The 15,483-nt window shown below is 62.8% G+C and carries 15 protein-coding genes; 6 read left to right on the forward strand and 9 right to left on the reverse strand.

Features of this window, described 5'->3' with window-relative positions:
• Positions 1 to 70 precede the first annotated feature (70 nt).
• From glyQ to ACP7BV_RS07770, 5 genes are read left to right on the forward strand one after another with little or no spacing between them, the layout of a single operon-like run.
• A complete protein-coding gene (glyQ, locus tag ACP7BV_RS07750; RefSeq protein ID WP_426103196.1) occupies positions 71 to 982 on the forward strand; it encodes a glycine--tRNA ligase subunit alpha in 912 nt (303 codons plus the stop codon).
• 17 nt (positions 983 to 999) lie between these two features.
• Complete coding sequence (gene glyS, locus ACP7BV_RS07755) at positions 1,000 to 3,087, forward strand: glycine--tRNA ligase subunit beta (protein ID WP_426103198.1); 2,088 nt, start codon at positions 1,000 to 1,002, stop codon at positions 3,085 to 3,087.
• Positions 3,088 to 3,097: 10 nt separating this feature from the next.
• Positions 3,098 to 3,661 carry a D-glycero-beta-D-manno-heptose 1,7-bisphosphate 7-phosphatase gene (gene gmhB, locus ACP7BV_RS07760; RefSeq protein ID WP_426103200.1) on the forward strand — a complete coding sequence of 188 codons (564 nt, stop codon included), beginning with the start codon at positions 3,098 to 3,100 and terminating at the stop codon, positions 3,659 to 3,661.
• 38 nt (positions 3,662 to 3,699) lie between these two features.
• Positions 3,700 to 4,440, forward strand: coding sequence for a lysophospholipid acyltransferase family protein (locus tag ACP7BV_RS07765; RefSeq protein ID WP_426103202.1), 741 nt, complete (start codon positions 3,700 to 3,702; stop codon positions 4,438 to 4,440).
• A gap of 44 nt (positions 4,441 to 4,484) precedes the next feature.
• Complete coding sequence (locus ACP7BV_RS07770) at positions 4,485 to 5,462, forward strand: M48 family metallopeptidase (RefSeq protein ID WP_426103205.1); 978 nt, start codon at positions 4,485 to 4,487, stop codon at positions 5,460 to 5,462.
• A gap of 319 nt (positions 5,463 to 5,781) precedes the next feature.
• Here ACP7BV_RS07770 and ACP7BV_RS07775 read toward each other — a convergent pair whose 3' ends face one another.
• The 9 genes from ACP7BV_RS07775 to rfbB form a co-directional block, all read right to left on the reverse strand.
• The gene (locus ACP7BV_RS07775; protein ID WP_426103207.1) at positions 5,782 to 6,339 is read right to left on the reverse strand and encodes a YcxB family protein; all 558 of its coding nucleotides are present in this window, start codon (positions 6,337 to 6,339) and stop codon (positions 5,782 to 5,784) included.
• Between the two features lie 41 nt (positions 6,340 to 6,380).
• Positions 6,381 to 7,643, reverse strand: coding sequence for a lipid IV(A) 3-deoxy-D-manno-octulosonic acid transferase (waaA, locus tag ACP7BV_RS07780; protein ID WP_426103209.1), 1,263 nt, complete (start codon positions 7,641 to 7,643; stop codon positions 6,381 to 6,383).
• Positions 7,643 to 8,623 carry a lipopolysaccharide heptosyltransferase I gene (gene waaC, locus ACP7BV_RS07785; RefSeq protein WP_426103229.1) on the reverse strand — a complete coding sequence of 327 codons (981 nt, stop codon included), beginning with the start codon at positions 8,621 to 8,623 and terminating at the stop codon, positions 7,643 to 7,645. The genes waaA and waaC overlap by 1 nt, the downstream gene beginning before the upstream one ends.
• A 16-nt stretch (positions 8,624 to 8,639) precedes the next feature.
• Positions 8,640 to 10,022: a phosphomannomutase/phosphoglucomutase gene (locus tag ACP7BV_RS07790; RefSeq protein ID WP_426103211.1), complete on the reverse strand. Its 1,383-nt coding sequence runs from the start codon at positions 10,020 to 10,022 to the stop codon at positions 8,640 to 8,642.
• Between the two features lie 175 nt (positions 10,023 to 10,197).
• On the reverse strand, positions 10,198 to 10,506 hold the full coding sequence (locus tag ACP7BV_RS07795; RefSeq protein ID WP_426103231.1) for an H-NS family nucleoid-associated regulatory protein: 309 nt from the start codon (positions 10,504 to 10,506) through the stop codon (positions 10,198 to 10,200).
• Between the two features lie 576 nt (positions 10,507 to 11,082).
• Positions 11,083 to 11,943 (reverse strand): dTDP-4-dehydrorhamnose reductase, encoded by an 861-nt coding sequence (gene rfbD / locus ACP7BV_RS07800; RefSeq protein WP_426103213.1) that lies wholly within the window; start codon positions 11,941 to 11,943, stop codon positions 11,083 to 11,085.
• Positions 11,940 to 12,485, reverse strand: a complete 546-nt coding sequence (rfbC, locus tag ACP7BV_RS07805) for a dTDP-4-dehydrorhamnose 3,5-epimerase (RefSeq protein WP_426103215.1) — start codon at positions 12,483 to 12,485, stop codon at positions 11,940 to 11,942. The genes rfbD and rfbC overlap by 4 nt, the downstream gene beginning before the upstream one ends.
• Entirely contained in the window at positions 12,485 to 13,378 is an 894-nt protein-coding gene (rfbA, locus tag ACP7BV_RS07810) for a glucose-1-phosphate thymidylyltransferase RfbA (protein ID WP_426103217.1), read from the reverse strand. Before rfbA ends, rfbC begins: the two co-directional genes overlap by 1 nt.
• Positions 13,375 to 14,442, reverse strand: coding sequence for a dTDP-glucose 4,6-dehydratase (rfbB, locus tag ACP7BV_RS07815; RefSeq protein ID WP_426103219.1), 1,068 nt, complete (start codon positions 14,440 to 14,442; stop codon positions 13,375 to 13,377). Before rfbB ends, rfbA begins: the two co-directional genes overlap by 4 nt.
• Before the next feature lie 81 nt (positions 14,443 to 14,523).
• Here rfbB and ACP7BV_RS07820 point away from each other — a divergent pair, with 81 nt between their 5' ends.
• The gene (locus ACP7BV_RS07820; protein ID WP_426103221.1) at positions 14,524 to 15,375 is read left to right on the forward strand and encodes a symmetrical bis(5'-nucleosyl)-tetraphosphatase; all 852 of its coding nucleotides are present in this window, start codon (positions 14,524 to 14,526) and stop codon (positions 15,373 to 15,375) included.
• Positions 15,376 to 15,483 lie beyond the last annotated feature (108 nt).

A 15,483-nucleotide genomic window follows, 5' to 3' on the forward strand; every position in this document is an offset into this window, starting at 1 on the left:
CCGCTAAAATTGGTCGTTTTAGCAAACCCACTTTTGCTTGCGCGCCTTTGCGCGCGCGGCAGCACCCAAGATGCTCACATTCCAACAAATTATCCTGACCTTGCAATCCTACTGGGACAAGCAGGGATGCGCCCTGCTCCAGCCTTACGACATGGAAGTTGGCGCCGGCACTTTCCACACCGGTACCTTCTTGCGCGCGATCGGCCCGGAGCACTGGCGCGCCGCCTACGTGCAGCCGTCGCGCCGCCCCAAGGATGGCCGCTATGGCGAAAACCCGAACCGCCTGCAGCACTATTACCAGTACCAGGTGGTCTTGAAGCCGGCGCCGGAAAACATCCTGGACCTGTACCTGGGCTCACTGCAGGCGCTGGGCCTGGACCTGCAAAAAAATGATGTGCGCTTCGTGGAAGACGACTGGGAAAGCCCGACGCTGGGCGCCTGGGGCCTGGGCTGGGAAGTGTGGCTGAACGGGATGGAAGTGACCCAGTTCACCTACTTCCAGCAAGTGGGCGGGCTCGATTGCAAGCCGGTGCTCGGTGAGATCACTTATGGCATCGAGCGCCTGGCGATGTACTTGCAGGGGGTCGAGAACGTGTACGACCTGGTATGGACCGAATGGATGGAAGACGGCGTCACCAAGCACCTGACTTACGGCGACGTCTACCACCAGAATGAAGTGGAGCAGTCGACCTACAACTTCGAGCACGCCAATACCGACCTGCTGTTCGCCCAGTTTGCCAACCACGAGTCGGAAGCCAAGCGCCTGATCGCACTGCAGCTCACGCTGCCGGCCTACGAGCAGATCATGAAGGCCTCGCACAGCTTCAATATGCTGGACGCGCGCGGCGCCATCTCGGTGACCGAACGCGCCGCCTACATCGGCCGCGTGCGCACCTTGTCGCGCCTGGTCGCGCAGGCCTATTACGACTCGCGCGAAAAGCTCGGTTTCCCGATGGCCCCCAAAGCGATCATCGCCGCCTGAACGAACAGAAGAAAAACATGAACCACACCTTACTTGTCGAACTGCTGACCGAAGAACTGCCGCCCAAGGCGCTCATCAAACTGGGCGCCGCGTTCGCCGCGGGCGTGAATAACGGCCTCAAGGCGCGCGACTTCCTCGATGAAGGCAGCGTTGCCACCGCCTACGCCACGCCGCGCCGGCTGGCCGTCTCCATCACTCAGGTGCGCAGCGTCTCGCCGGACAAATCGGTGCGCGAAAAAGTACTGCCCGTCTCCGTGGCGCTGGACGCCGCCGGCCAGGGCACCGCGCCGCTGGCCAAAAAGCTGGCCGCCATGGGCCTGGCCGACCTGGACATCGCCGCACTCGAGCGCGCCGTCGACGGCAAGGCCGAAAGCCTGTTCTACACCCGCAGCGTGGCCGGCAGCGCGCTGATCACCGGCCTGCAAGGCGCGCTGGAAGAAGCGGGGGCCAAGCTACCCATTCCCAAGCTGATGAGTTACCAGCGCCCCGACGGCACCACGGTGCAGTTCGTGCGTCCGGCGCACAAGCTGGTGGCACTGCATGGCGACGCCGTCGTGCCGCTGACGCTGCTGGGCCTTCAGGCCGGCAACGTCACGCTCGGCCACCGCTTCCTGACCGACGGCGAAGACCTGTCCATTGCGCACGCGGAGCAGTACGCCGGCACGCTGGAAAATGAAGGCAAGGTCATCGCCCACATGGACGTGCGCAAGGAAAAAATCCGCGCCTCGCTGCTGGCCAAAGCCGGCGCCGACCAGGTCTTGATGCCCGAAGCGCTGCTCGAGGAAGTGTCCGCGCTGGTGGAATGGCCGGTGGTCTACGAGTGCCACTTTGAAGAAGAATTTCTGGCCGTGCCGCAGGAATGCCTGATCCTGACCATGCAGACCAATCAAAAGTATTTTGCGCTGACCGACGCCGCCGGCAAGCTGCGTTCGCGCTTTCTGATCGTCTCGAACATCGCCACCGACGAGCCGCAGCACATCATCGGGGGCAATGAGCGCGTGGTGCGCCCGCGCCTGTCGGACGCCAAGTTCTTCTTTGAGCAGGACAAGAAAAAGTCGCTTGAAGCGCGCCTGCCGCTGCTGGAAAACGTCGTCTATCACAACAAGCTGGGCACCCAGGCTGCGCGCTCCAAGCGCGTGGTGGCGCTGGCCGGCGCCATTGCGCGCGAACTTGGATTTGACGTCGCGCTGGCAGAACGCGGCGCGCTGCTATCCAAGGCCGACCTGCTGACCGACATGGTGGGCGAATTCCCCGAGCTGCAAGGCATCATGGGCACCTACTACGCGCGCCACGACGGCGAGAGCGACGAAGTGGCCCTGACCGCCACCGAACACTATCAGCCGCGCTTTGCGGGCGACGCGCTGCCGTCCACCAATACCGGCACCGCCGTGGCGCTGGCCGACAAGTTCGAAACGCTGGTGGGCATCTGGGGCATCGGCCTGCAGCCAACGGGTGAAAAAGATCCGTTCGCGCTGCGCCGCCATGCACTGGGCGTGCTGCGCATGCTGGTTGAAAAGCGGATCGACGTGTCGATCTCGCAGCTGCTTGCGCTCACTGCCGCCAATTTCACCGGCATCGCCGGCTTTACCGATCCCGTCAAGGACGTACGCGCCTTCATGATCGACCGCATGCGCGGCATTTTGCGCGAGCGCGGTTTTTCACCGAATGAAGTCGAAGCGGTGCTGGTCGACGACCTGGACCGCCTGCACGACATCGTCGAGCGGCTCGATGCGGTAAAGGCCTTTGCGGCGCTGCCCGAGAGCGTGTCGCTGGCCGCCGCCAACAAGCGCATCACCAACATCCTCAAAAAGACCGAGGTGGCCATTGGCGCCGTGTCCGAGTCCCTGCTGCACGAAGAGGCGGAGAAAACCCTGTACGCGGCCGTGACGCGCGTGCGGCCACAGGTCGACGCCGCCTTTGCCGCGCGCGACTTTGCCGCCGCACTCAAGACGCTGGCGCAGCTGCGCGACGACGTGGACGCGTTTTTCAACGGGGTGATGGTGATGGCGGACGACGTGGAACTGCGCAACAACCGCCTGGCGCTGCTCTCGTCGCTGCACGCGATGATGAACCGCGTGGCCGACATATCCAAGCTGGCAGCCTGAGGATCCAAGCATGAAGATGATCATCCTCGACCGCGACGGCGTCATCAACCACGACTCGCCCGACTTCATCAAGTCGCCGGCCGAGTGGATTCCGATCCCCGGTTCGCTCGAGGCGATCGCCCAGCTGAACCAGGCCGGCTACCGGGTGGTGGTGGCGTCGAACCAGTCCGGCATTGCGCGCGAACTGTTCGACATGCGCACGCTCAACGCGATCCATCACAAGATGCACACGGCGGCGCAGCAGGTGGGCGCCGACATCGACGCCATTTTCTTTTGCCCGCATGCGGCGATTGACAACTGCGACTGCCGCAAACCCAAGCCGGGCATGTTCGAGGAGATCTCGAAACGCTTCAAGATCAGCCTGAAGGGCGTGCCGACGGTGGGCGACTCGCTGCGCGACCTGCAGGCCGGTTTCATCAGCGGCTGCGCGCCCTACCTGGTCTTGACGGGCAAGGGCCAGAAGACATCCGAGACCGGCGGGCTGCCGCCCGGCACCCAGATTTTTCCCGACCTGGCCGCCATGGTCGCCGACCTGCTCAAGACGGGCGCGCATGCGGCCCATTTTTCGATCTGACCCCCTTCCCATGTTTAGCGCCGTACCCGGAGACTCTTTTGCGTAATTTCACCCTGTTCCTGCGTTCCCTGCTGTTCATGCTTGTGATGATCGTGGCCACCGTCGTCTGGGCCTGTATCTGCTTTTTGGCCGCGCCGCTGCCGTACAACAAGCGCTTCTGGGTGACGTCGCGCTGGAACGTTTTCATCATCTGGTGCGCCAAGGTCATCTGCGGCATCCGCTACGAATTCAAGGGCCGCGAAAACCTGCCGGACGCGCCGGCGATCGTGCTCTCGAAGCACCAGTCGGCATGGGAAACCATCTTCCTGCTGCCTAACCTGACACGCCCGCTGGTCTACGTTTTCAAGAAGGAAATCATGTACATCCCCTTCTTCGGCTGGGCCATGTATTTGCTGCGCATGATCCCGATCGACCGCAAGGATGGCAAGAACGCCTTCAAGCATGTGGTTGAAATCGGCAAACGCAGGCTGGTGGACGGCCAATGGATTATCATGTTCCCGGAAGGCACCCGCATCCCGGTCGGCGAAAAGGGCAAATACAAAAGCGGCGGCACCCGGCTGGCGGTAGAAACCAACACGGTGGTCATCCCGATCGCGCATAATTCAGGCGAGTGCTGGCCCAAGAAGTCTTTCCTGAAACGTCCTGGTGTGATCACCGTCTCGATCGGCAAACCGATCTCCCCGGATGGCCACACCGCTGACAGCATGATGCAAGAGGTGGAAAAGTGGATAGAATCAGAAATGCGCGTCATTTCGCCCCGCGTCTACAGCGCTGGCTGAGCGAAGTTGGCGCCCTGATCCGAGCATCGACACCGCAACAGAACATGACGTCACCCAAGATCAACGGCTCGCAACTTGAGCTGTTCGCGCAAGACTTCTTTGCCGCGCTCGAACCGGCGCCCAAGGCGGCGCCGCCGCAGCCGTTGTTCAGGGCGCCGCCTGTCACCGTACCCATTGTCACTGCGCCCGCTGTCACCCCGCCCGCCGTTACCTCGCCCACCGTCACCCCGCCCACCGTCACCGCGCCCACCGTCACCGCGCCCCCTGCCCCGCCGCGCGAGCCAAACGGCATTCCACTGCGCCGCATCCAGCTCGGCGCCCACAGCCTCGAATTCGAACTGCGCCGCTCCACCCGGCGCTCGATCGGCTTCATGATCGACGACAAGGGCCTGCGCGTGACTGCGCCCAAGCGCATCACCCTCGTGGAAATCGACAATGCCATCCGCGCCAAGCAGCGCTGGATCCTGACCAAGCTTGAGGAACGCTGCCAACGGCGCGCGCTGCGCCATGAAAAAGCGCCCGTGCAGTGGGTCGACGGCGCGCAGCTGCCCTACCTGGGCCACGCCATCACGCTGCGGCTTGAAAGCGCCGCGCGCAGCCACTGCATCTATGACGAACCGGCGCGCGTGCTGCGCGTGGGGGTGGTGCAGGGCTTGCAGGAGTGGCAGCTCAAGGAGCGTGTCAAGATCTGGTACCGCGACGAGGCTTCGCGTATTTTCACCGAGCGGCTCGCCCACTACGCGATCCTGCTCGGCGTGAACTACAGCGCGCTGACCTTGTCGTCGGCCGGCACGCGCTGGGGTTCATGCACGGTGGGCGGCAGCATTCGCCTGAACTGGCGTCTGGTGCATTTTTCGCTGCCGCTGATCGACTATGTGGTGGCGCACGAACTGGCCCACCTGCGCGAAATGAACCACAGCCCGCGCTTCTGGGCGACCGTGGCATCGGTCTATCCCGACTACGACGGCGCCAAGGAGGCGCTGCGCGCGCGCTCGCAGGAGTTGCCCGTGCTTTTCAGCTAGGGAAGCACTGATTTATTCTGAGGGATGGAATCGGCCAGTGAAAAAGGCGGCCAGCAAGGCGCAAATTCGCAGCAATAGCTAGCTATTGCGAGAATTTGCAACGCCGCAGGGCGTCTTTTTTCACGGCCGAGTCCGCCCTCATGAATTAATCAGTGCTTCCCTAGTGTCCCGAGTTGGAAGTTCGTTATATAAATATCCCGAGAATCCCCGCGATACTGCGTCAAAAATGCTCGCAATGCCTCGGCCTTGCTCCGCTTTTGTTCCTTGTCTCTCGGCGATTTCGGAACATTTATTAGTAACGAACTTCCAACTCAGGACACTAGCGCAGCGGCCTTGCACCGCGCGCCGGCCGGATGGCGGCTGCGAAGACATCCATCACGCCCGCCTGCGCGCCCGACAGGCAGCGAAACGGAATCGGCAGCGTGCCGCGCTTTAGGACCATCATGTAGCCGCGCGAATAGCGGCGAATCGCGCTCACGTCCGCCCACGGCACCAGCGTGACGCCGGAGTTACTGGTGCGGATGATGCCGTGAACGTCGATCTGGAAGTCATACAGGTGGCGCGAGCGGCCCTGCACCACAAAGTGCATGGCGGCAGCCGCCGTGCTTTTGGCGAGCAGCCACCAGGTGGGCAGGCGCCCGATGCGGCGCCGGCGAATCAGGTAGCCGGCGTGCTGCCACATGAAGCTGATGTACTCGGGCAGCGCATAGCGTACCTTGAAATGCAGTTCCTCGGCGCGCGGCGCGGGGCCGGCGACGGGCGCACCGGAGTCAGGCGCGTCGCCACGCACTGCGGTGCTGGCGACGCTTTCGCGCCGCAGGGGCCCGCCAACGGGTGAACCGTCGCCGAGCTGCGTTCTCTGATCAAACCACGACATGACAATCCCCTCTTTTTATTGTGGAGCCATGGTACCAGTGGTCAGAAAATCATGTGTCGCAGCAAACCAACTGTGCGCGCTGTCGCGCCCCGGTGACGCTCGGCAAAGGCCGCCGCGTGCTCGCCCATGCCCTTGCGCGCCGCGTCGTCCACCAGCAGTTGACGAGTTTTGGTAACTAACTCGGTCGCATCGGCCACGCATACCGCGCCGCCGGCCGCGATCGCCTGCTGCGTCACCAGCTCGAAATTGAAAGTGTGCGGGCCGGTCAGCACCGGTTTGCCAAGCGCGCACGCTTCGATCAGGTTTTGCCCGCCCAGCGGCAGCAGGCTGCCGCCGATGAACGCGATGTCGCACGCCGCGTAGTAGCCGAACATCTCGCCCATCGAGTCGCCTAGCAGCACCTGGGCGGTGACGGGGCGCTCGACCAGCGCCGAGCGGCGCTGCAGCGACAGGCCGCGCAAAGCCACCAGTGCGGCGACCTCGTCAAAGCGCTGCGGATGGCGCGGCACGAGCAGCAGCAAGGGATGGCCGGGCAATGCCAGCAGCGTGGCGCAGGCGTCGAGGATCAGCGCTTCTTCACCGTCGCGGGTGCTGGCGCACAGCAGCACCGCGCGCTGGCCGATGCGCCCGCGCAGCCAGGCGCCCATGGTCAGCGCGGCCTGCGGCACCACGACGTCGAACTTGATGCTGCCGGTGACTTCAACGCGGGGGGCGCCCAGCTCTCGCACGCGCGCGGCATCCTGTTCGGTCTGCGCGGCGACCAGCGCCAGCGCCTTGGCGGCGTCCGTCATCAAGCTGCCAAAGCGGCGGCCACGGCGCAGCGAACGGGCAGACAGGCGCGCGTTCACCAGCGCCACCGGCACCCTGTCGCCGCAGACGGCGATCAGGTTGGGCCACACTTCGGTTTCCATCAGGATGCAGATGCGCGGCGCAAAGTGGCCGATGAAGCGCCGGATCATGAAGGGTATGTCGTACGGCAGGTAGGCCTGCACCAGGCGCTCGCCATGCTTGGCAAATAGTGCGCGGCCGGTGGCGCGGCCCGTTGGCGTCATGTGGGTGAGCACGATGCGGCTGTCGGGATAGGCCAGCAGCAGAGCGTCGATGAGCGGCTCGGCGGCGCGCGTCTCGCCGACCGATACCGCGTGCACCCACAGCGTATGGCCGCCGGCGCCGCGCGCGCCGTAAAAGCCCAGCCGCTCGGGCCAGTGCAGGCGGTAGCCGGGCTCCTTGCGCCCGCGCCACCACAGGCGCGCCAGCACCAGCGGCAGCGCCAGGCACCACAGCAGCGTATAGAGCTGGCGCATCAGCGCGCGTCCAAGAGGCACCGCACGGCGTCGATTGCCTCCCGGGCCGAGGGCGGCGCGCCCTTGTCGCCCAGGTTGACGATGCAGGGCGACCAGTTGCCCTCGGTTTTCCACTTGGGCGAGTCGCAATACAGCTCCACGGTCGGGCGCCCGAAGGCGGCAGCGATGTGGGTCAGGCCAGTGTCCACGCCGATCGCAAGGGCGGCATGTCGGGCCAGCGCGACCGCTTCGTCCATGGACAGTTTGGGCAGGACGCGCGCGTTGGGCAAGCTGGCGGCAAGCAGCTCGGCCTCCTGCTTTTCGGCCGCCGAACCCCAGGCCAGCAGCACCGGCATGGGCGCGAGCGCAGCGCCGGCGGCGATCCAGTTTTCGGGCGCCCACTTCTTGGCGTCGCGCGCGGTGCCATGGAAAAAGACCGCGTAATCCTGCTCCGGCATCCACGCAAGCAGGCGCGCGCTGTCCGGGCCGGGCAGGCCGAAGTCGGGCGCGCTGTCGGCGCTGTAGCCAAGGGCTGCGGCGGCAACCATGCGCCCGCGCGCGACCGCGTGGGTGCGGGCGTCGAGCGCGATGCTGCGGGTGTGGAAGATGCGCGAGATGGCTTCATAGCCTGAGCCTTCACTGCCGTTGGCCAGCCCCACCTTGCTGCCGCCTTTGACGATGCGCGCCGCGCCCATGATGATGCCGGTCTTGAGCAAGCCCTGGGTGTCGAACACGTAGTCGTACTGCTCCCGGCGCAGCATCTTGAAAAACTGCCTGATCTCGTCGCGCGTGGCCTTCTTGCCCAGGCTCTTGCGCCAGCGCCGCAGCGCGAACGGAATGATGTTGCGCACGTGGGGATTCAGGCGCACCAGGCTGACGTAGCCTTCCTCGACCACCCAGTCGATATTCGCGTCCGGATAATGGCGCAAGATGTCGGCCACCATCGGCAAATTGTGCAGCACGTCGCCGAGCGACGAGACGCGCACCAGCAGGATGTTCAGGCGCGCCACGGCAAGCTTAAAACGGCAGCACGGCGTCGGGCTTGGCGGCCACGATCACGCGCCTGAACTGGCCCTGGATGCGTTCGAGCGCCTCCGGCGTCTCGGCTTCGAAACGCATGACCACCACCGGCGTCGTGTTCGATGAACGGGCCAGGCCAAAGCCGTCCGGGTACTCCACGCGCAGACCGTCAATGTCGATGATGCGCTCGGAGCCGGGGAAGGTGGCGTTGGCGCGCAGGTGCTCGATCAGCAGGACGTTTTCGCCTTCGTTCAGGTGCAGGTGCAGCTCGGGCGTGCTGTCCGACTGCGGCAGCGCGTTCATCAGGGCCGACGGATCGGCCTCGCGCGTGAGCAGCTCGAGCAAGCGCGCGCCCGCATACAGGCCGTCGTCGAAACCGTACCAGCGGTCCTTGAAGAAGATATGGCCGCTCATTTCGCCGCCCAGTGGGGCGCCGGTCTCGCGCAGCTTGGCCTTGACCAGCGAATGGCCGGTCTTCCACATCAGCGGCTCGCCGCCATGCTTGGCAATGTAGGGCGCCAGGTGGCGCGTGCACTTGACGTCATACAGGATCTGGGCGCCGGGATTGCGCGACAGGACGTCGGCCGCGAACAGCATCATCTGGCGGTCCGGATAGATGATCTGGCCATCCTTGGTGACCACGCCCAGGCGGTCGCCGTCGCCGTCAAAGGCGATCCCGATTTCAGCGTCGCTCTCGCGCAGGCAGGCAATCAGGTCCTGCAGGTTTTCAGGGTGCGCAGGATCGGGATGGTGGTTCGGGAAGGTGCCGTCGACTTCGCAAAACAGTTCGATCACCTCCAGGCCCATGCCGCGAAACAGGTCGCCGGCAAAGGCGCCGGCCACGCCGTTGCCGCAATCGACGGCAATTTTCATGGGACGGGAAATCTTGACGTCGCCGATGATGCGCTCCAGGTAGGCGGCGCGGATGTCGTGGGTGCGGTAGGCGCCCTGCACCGGCGCGGGCCGGCCATCGTGGGCGGTGATGTCATAATACAGCGCGGTGATGGTCTCGCCGTGGATCGCTTCGCCCGCCAGCACCATTTTAAAGCCGTTGTAGTCCGGCGGGTTGTGGCTGCCGGTGACCATGATGCCGGAGGCGGCGCCCAGCACATTGGTGCCGTAATAGACCATTGGCGTTGCCACCACGCCCAGATCGATCACATCGACCCCGGCCGCCTGCAGCCCCGCGGCCAGCGCGGCGGCCAGCTCGGGCCCCGACAGGCGCCCGTCGCGACCGATTACCACCGTCTTTTCGCCCTTGGCCAGCGCGGCCCGGCCGAATGCCTGCCCGATCCGGTGCGCCACGCTGGCGTCGAGCGTACTGCCAATGACGCCGCGAATGTCGTAGGCCTTGAAAATGGTCTTGGAAAGTGCAAGCATGAGAGAACCTTAGAAAAGACGAGAATGACGCGACCGGCTACAGCGGTGGCAGCATGCGCAACAATATGGGGAATGGCGGATTAAAAACACATCGGTTGGTATTGTAGCGGCAAGCGGGGCCGTTTGGAAATGGCCCGCGGATCGTGCCGCTACTGGAACACTGGCAGTTGCGCGTTTATACGCGCAGTTTGTCGAGCGATTTGCCGCCGTCGACCCATTCCTTGACCCACTTAGGCTGGCGGCCGCGACCGGTCCATTGCTGGGAGGCGTTGTCCGGGTGGCGATAACGCACCGCCACGGTACCGGTCTTGGCGCGAATGCCGCTGCCGATCAGGTCTTTGGGCGACAAGCCGACGCTCGCGGCAATTGCCAGGATCTGTTCGCGTGCCTTTGCCACTTCCTGGTGCTCGCGTTTTTTCATTTCCTGCTTGATTTGATCTTGCAGGTTACGCAAATCGCCAACGGACATATTAGACAGATCCATCATTATTCCTCGAATAGTGGGTTGAAACAGTTCAGGTGAAAAACCACCAATTGTCGCAATATACTACATTTACGTATTTGCGCCAGTTCTTCTTGCGCACCATACGCCAGCGCGGCGACGTAAATCGAACAATACGCCCGCTCCGCCACCCATAACTGACGACGAACAATAAACAAAGAAAACCAATCGTCCGATTTGGGTCCAGAACAGCGCGCCCGGTATCACCGCGATTACCCAAAATAGCCATCGATAAGGCGCTGTTTGCCAATTGCCCCTGCCAAGCGTGCCCGCGCTTTTTCGACCAATCGCCGATTGGACGATACGGAAAAAAATATCACTGTACAAGCGTATTCCGTCCATTGCTGCCAGATATTTACCTAAGAGAAACATCAGGCAATATGCAGAGAACCGGATTTGAACTGCCGGATATAGTAAATGCGATGCCGCAAACTATGTCGACACCGACACAGAGCGGCAGATCAGCCCGCTGGTGGCATAAGGACTGCAATTATCGCCTCTGCCTCCACGTGGTGCATCTCTGTGGTGCATCTTTATGGTGCATCTCTGTGGTGCATCTTAACTGGCCAGGCACAAACGTAAAGCGTCGTGCCAATGCGGGAGATCGCACAGGCGCGTCATGAGTTTCTCGGAAGTCATCACCGAGTTAACCGGTCTTGCAGCAGGTACCGGATAATCGGCGCTCGTGATGGGTACTACCTGGCACGTGAGTCCGGCCGCCGCGACAATGGCTTCGGTAAAGCCGTGCCAGGTGGTTTGCCCTTGAGCGCTAAGGTGATAAATGCCACTGTTGCTTTCCCACCACTGCGGCCCGCCATGTCGTGCCTGCGCCAGGATGGCGAGCGTGGACTCGGCAATCGTGCGGCTCCAGGTCGGCGCGCCATGCTGGTCCGCCACCACGCGCAAGGCATCGCGCTCGCGAGTTAATCTCAGCATCGTTAGCAAAAAGTTTTTGCCGCGCATTCCATACACCCAGCTGGTGCGCAAAATTAAGTGTGGAATGCCGGCAGCGGCAATCGCCTGTTCGCCCGCCAGCTTGCTGTGTCCATACACGTTGATCGGCCCGGTGGCGTCATCTTCCGCGTAGGCGCCCAGCTTGGTCCCGTCAAACACGTAATCGGTCGAGTAATGCACCATGGCCGCGCCCAACAGCGCCGCCTCTGCTGCCATCACGCCCGGCGCCAGCGCATTGACCCGATGCGCCAGTTCCGGCTCGCTCTCGGCCTGGTCCACCGCCGTGTAGGCTGCAGGGTTGACGATCAGGCCGGGGCGCACCTGGCGCACCACGTCGCGCACCTGGTCCAGGTCGGACAAGTCCATGCGCGCGCGGTCCACCGCCACCACCTCGCCCAGCGCTTGCAGGCTGCGCGCGAGCTCGTAACCTACCTGGCCGCTGGCGCCGGTCAGCAAGATCTTCATGCGAAGGCTTCCGCGTCCGCCAGCAGTTTGCCCTGGCTGTCCTTGCCAGAGAGCATCGGCTCGCCATCCAGCGGCCAATCGATGGCCAGCGCCGGGTCGTTCCACAGCAGCGAGCGCTCATGCTCGGGCGCCCAGTAGTCGGTGGTTTTATACGCCACTTCCGCGCTGTCGCTGGTGACGACGAAGCCATGCGCAAAACCGGGCGGAACCCAGATCTGGTGCCGGTTTTCAGCCGACAATTGAACGCCGACCGAGCGTCCGAAAAACGGCGACGAGCGGCGCATGTCGACGACCACGTCAAAAATGGCACCCGCCAGCACCCGCACCAGCTTGCCTTGCGGTTGGCGGATCTGGTAGTGCAAACCGCGCAACACGCCTTTGGCCGATTTGGAGTGATTATCCTGCACAAAATGACAGGCGACGCCGGTCAGCTCTTCAAAACGGCGGGCATTGAAACTTTCAAAGAAAAAGCCGCGGTCGTCGCCGAATACCTGAGGTTCCAGAATCATTACTTCAGGAATGGCGGTTGGTGTTACTTTCATCAGAAAACCTTATCGTTCAAAACTTGCAGCAAGTATTGTCCATACCCGTTCTTTTTCAGGGGCGCGGCCAACCGCTCGAGGGCAGCCGCATCGATATAACCTTTGCGGAAAGCGATTTCCTCGGGCACCGCGACTTTCAAGCCCTGCCGCTTTTCGATGGTTGCAATGAATTGCGACGCTTCGAGCAGCGATTCGTGCGTGCCCGTGTCGAGCCAGGCCATGCCGCGGCCCATGACTTCGACTTTCAGCGCGCCGGCCTCGAGATAAGCGCGGTTGACGTCGGTGATTTCAAGCTCGCCCCGGGGCGATGGCTTGATCTGTGCGGCAATGTCGCACACTTGCTCGTCGTAGAAATAGAGCCCCGTGACGGCATAATTCGACTTGGGCTTCGCCGGTTTTTCTTCAATCGACAGCGCCTGCTGGTTGTCGCCGAATTCCACCACGCCATAGCGCTCCGGATCGAGCACGTGATAAGCGAACACGCTCGCGCCTTCGGTCCGCGCATTGGCGATACTCAGCTTATTGTCCAGTCCGTGACCATAATAAATATTGTCGCCGAGGATAAGCGCCGACGGGTGCTGGCCAATAAAATCGCGCCCGATGATGAACGCTTGCGCCAGGCCGTCGGGCGAAGGCTGAACCGCATAACTGAGGCTGATCCCCCACTGGCTGCCGTCGCCCAGCAGCTCGCGGAAACGCGGCGTATCCTGGGGCGTGGAGATAATCAGGATCTCGCGTATTCCGGCGAGCATCAGGGTGCTCAGCGGATAGTAAATCATCGGTTTGTCATACACGGGCAGCAATTGCTTGGACACGCAGGTCGTCACCGGGTACAAACGTGTGCCCGAACCGCCCGCCAGAATAATCCCCTTGCGTTCTAATGCTTTGATCATTGCGCAGTCTCCCTGTTCGCATAATTTTTGTTGACCCAGCTCATGTAGGCGCCAGACTGCACATTGGCCACCCAGGCTTGATTGGCCAGATACCATTGCACGGTCTTGCGGATGCCGCTTTCAAACGTTTCGGCCGGTTTCCAGCCCAGTTCGCGTTCCAGCTTGCCGGCATCGATCGCATAGCGCCGGTCGTGCCCGGGGCGGTCGGTCACGTAGGTGATCTGGTCGCGGTAACTGCCTTGTTTGGGCGCTTCCCGGTCGAGAATGTCGCACAAGGTATGCACCACGTCGAGATTGGTCATTTCGTTCCAGCCGCCCACGTTGTACACCTGGCCGGGCACCCCGTCGGCCAGCACGCGCCGGATCGCCGCGCAATGGTCGCTGACATAGAGCCAGTCGCGCACCTGCATGCCGTCGCCGTAAATGGGCAGCGGTTTTTCGGCCAGCGCATTGGCGATAATGAGCGGAATGAGCTTTTCAGGGAAATGATAGGGACCGTAGTTATTCGAGCAGTTGGTGGTCAATACCGGCATGCCATAAGTGTGATGATAGGCGCGCACCAAATGGTCGGACGCCGCTTTCGACGCTGAATAAGGGCTGTTGGGCGCGTAAGTGGTCGTTTCGGTAAATGGCGGGTCATTCGGCCCGAGCGTGCCATACACTTCATCGGTGGACACGTGCAGGAATCGGAAAGCCGCTTTCTCGCCCGCCTCCAGCGCCGACCAATATGCGCGCGCCGCCTCGAGCAGCGCAAAGGTGCCGTTGATATTGGTGTTGATGAATTCACCGGGACCGAGGATCGAACGGTCGACGTGGCTTTCTGCCGCGAAATGAATAATTGCGCGCGGCCGGTGTTGCTGCAACAGCGACAACACCAGGGCCCCGTCGCAGATGTCGCCATGAACGAAAGTATGGCGCGCGTCGCCATCGATCGTCGCCAGGTTGTTCAAGTTACCCGCGTAAGTCAGCTTGTCGAGGTTGACCACGGCTTCGCCAGATTGCGCCAGCCAGTCCAAAACAAAGTTGGAACCGATAAAACCTGCACCGCCCGTTACTAAAATCATGTCGCATCCTGCTGTTGTAGTGGAATCGAGCCGTAATTCTATGTGAAACTGGCGGATTCCGACCATTTTATCGCCCATCGCATGAAAACTTACGCCATTGGCGACTTGCAAGGCTGCGCGCATGAAGCGCAGGTCTTGCTCAACCGTATCGCGGACGATGCGCTAGAAGGCGCCCGGATCATTTTTGTCGGCGATCTGATCAATCGCGGCCCGGCCTCGCTGGCCGCGCTGCGCCGCGTCGCCGCCCTCGCGCTCGAGAGCGAAGGCCGGGTCGAGGCCCTGCTCGGCAACCACGATCTGCACCTGCTGGCCGTCGCTTGCGGCGCGCAGAAAGCGTCGGGCTCGGACACGCTGGCCGAGATTTTGGCCGCCCCCGACCGCGACTTTCTCATCGACTGGCTGCGCCATCGTCCGCTGGCCATCATGGCGTGCGGCCACCTGCTGGTGCACGCCGGCGTGCTGCCGCAATGGAGCGCCGCGCAGACGCTGGCGCTGGCGGCCGAAGTGGAAACGGTGCTGCGCGGCCCGGACTGGATCGCGTTCCTGGGCCAGATGTACGGCAATACGCCGGACCGCTGGGACGAGGCGCTCACCGGGGTGGCGCGCCTGCGCTGCATCGTCAACGCGCTCACGCGCATGCGCCTGTGCACGCCGGAAGGCGTCATGGATTTCAAGGAAAAAGAAAGCGCGCTCGCACCTGCCGGCTCGCACCTGCTGCCTTGGTTCGACCTGCCCGCAAGGCGCAGCGCGGGAACGCCGGTCGTCTTCGGTCACTGGTCGGCGCTGGGACTGCTGCTGCGAGCGGACGTGATCGGCCTCGATAGCGGCTGCGTCTGGGGCGGCAAGCTGACCGCCTTTTGTCTGGACAACCGGGAACTGCTGCAAGTCGAGTGCCCGGAATACCAGCGCGCAAAAGGGAAAAAGCGGGGCTAGTGTCCTGAGTTGGAAGTTCGTTGCTTATAAGTGTTCCGAAATCGCCGAGAGACAAGGAACAAAAGCGGAGCAAGGCCGAGGCCTTGCGAGCATTTTTGACGCAGTATC

It is taken from the genome of Massilia sp. TSP1-1-2, assembly GCF_049896185.1.
Classification (GTDB): domain Bacteria; phylum Pseudomonadota; class Gammaproteobacteria; order Burkholderiales; family Burkholderiaceae_D; genus Telluria_A.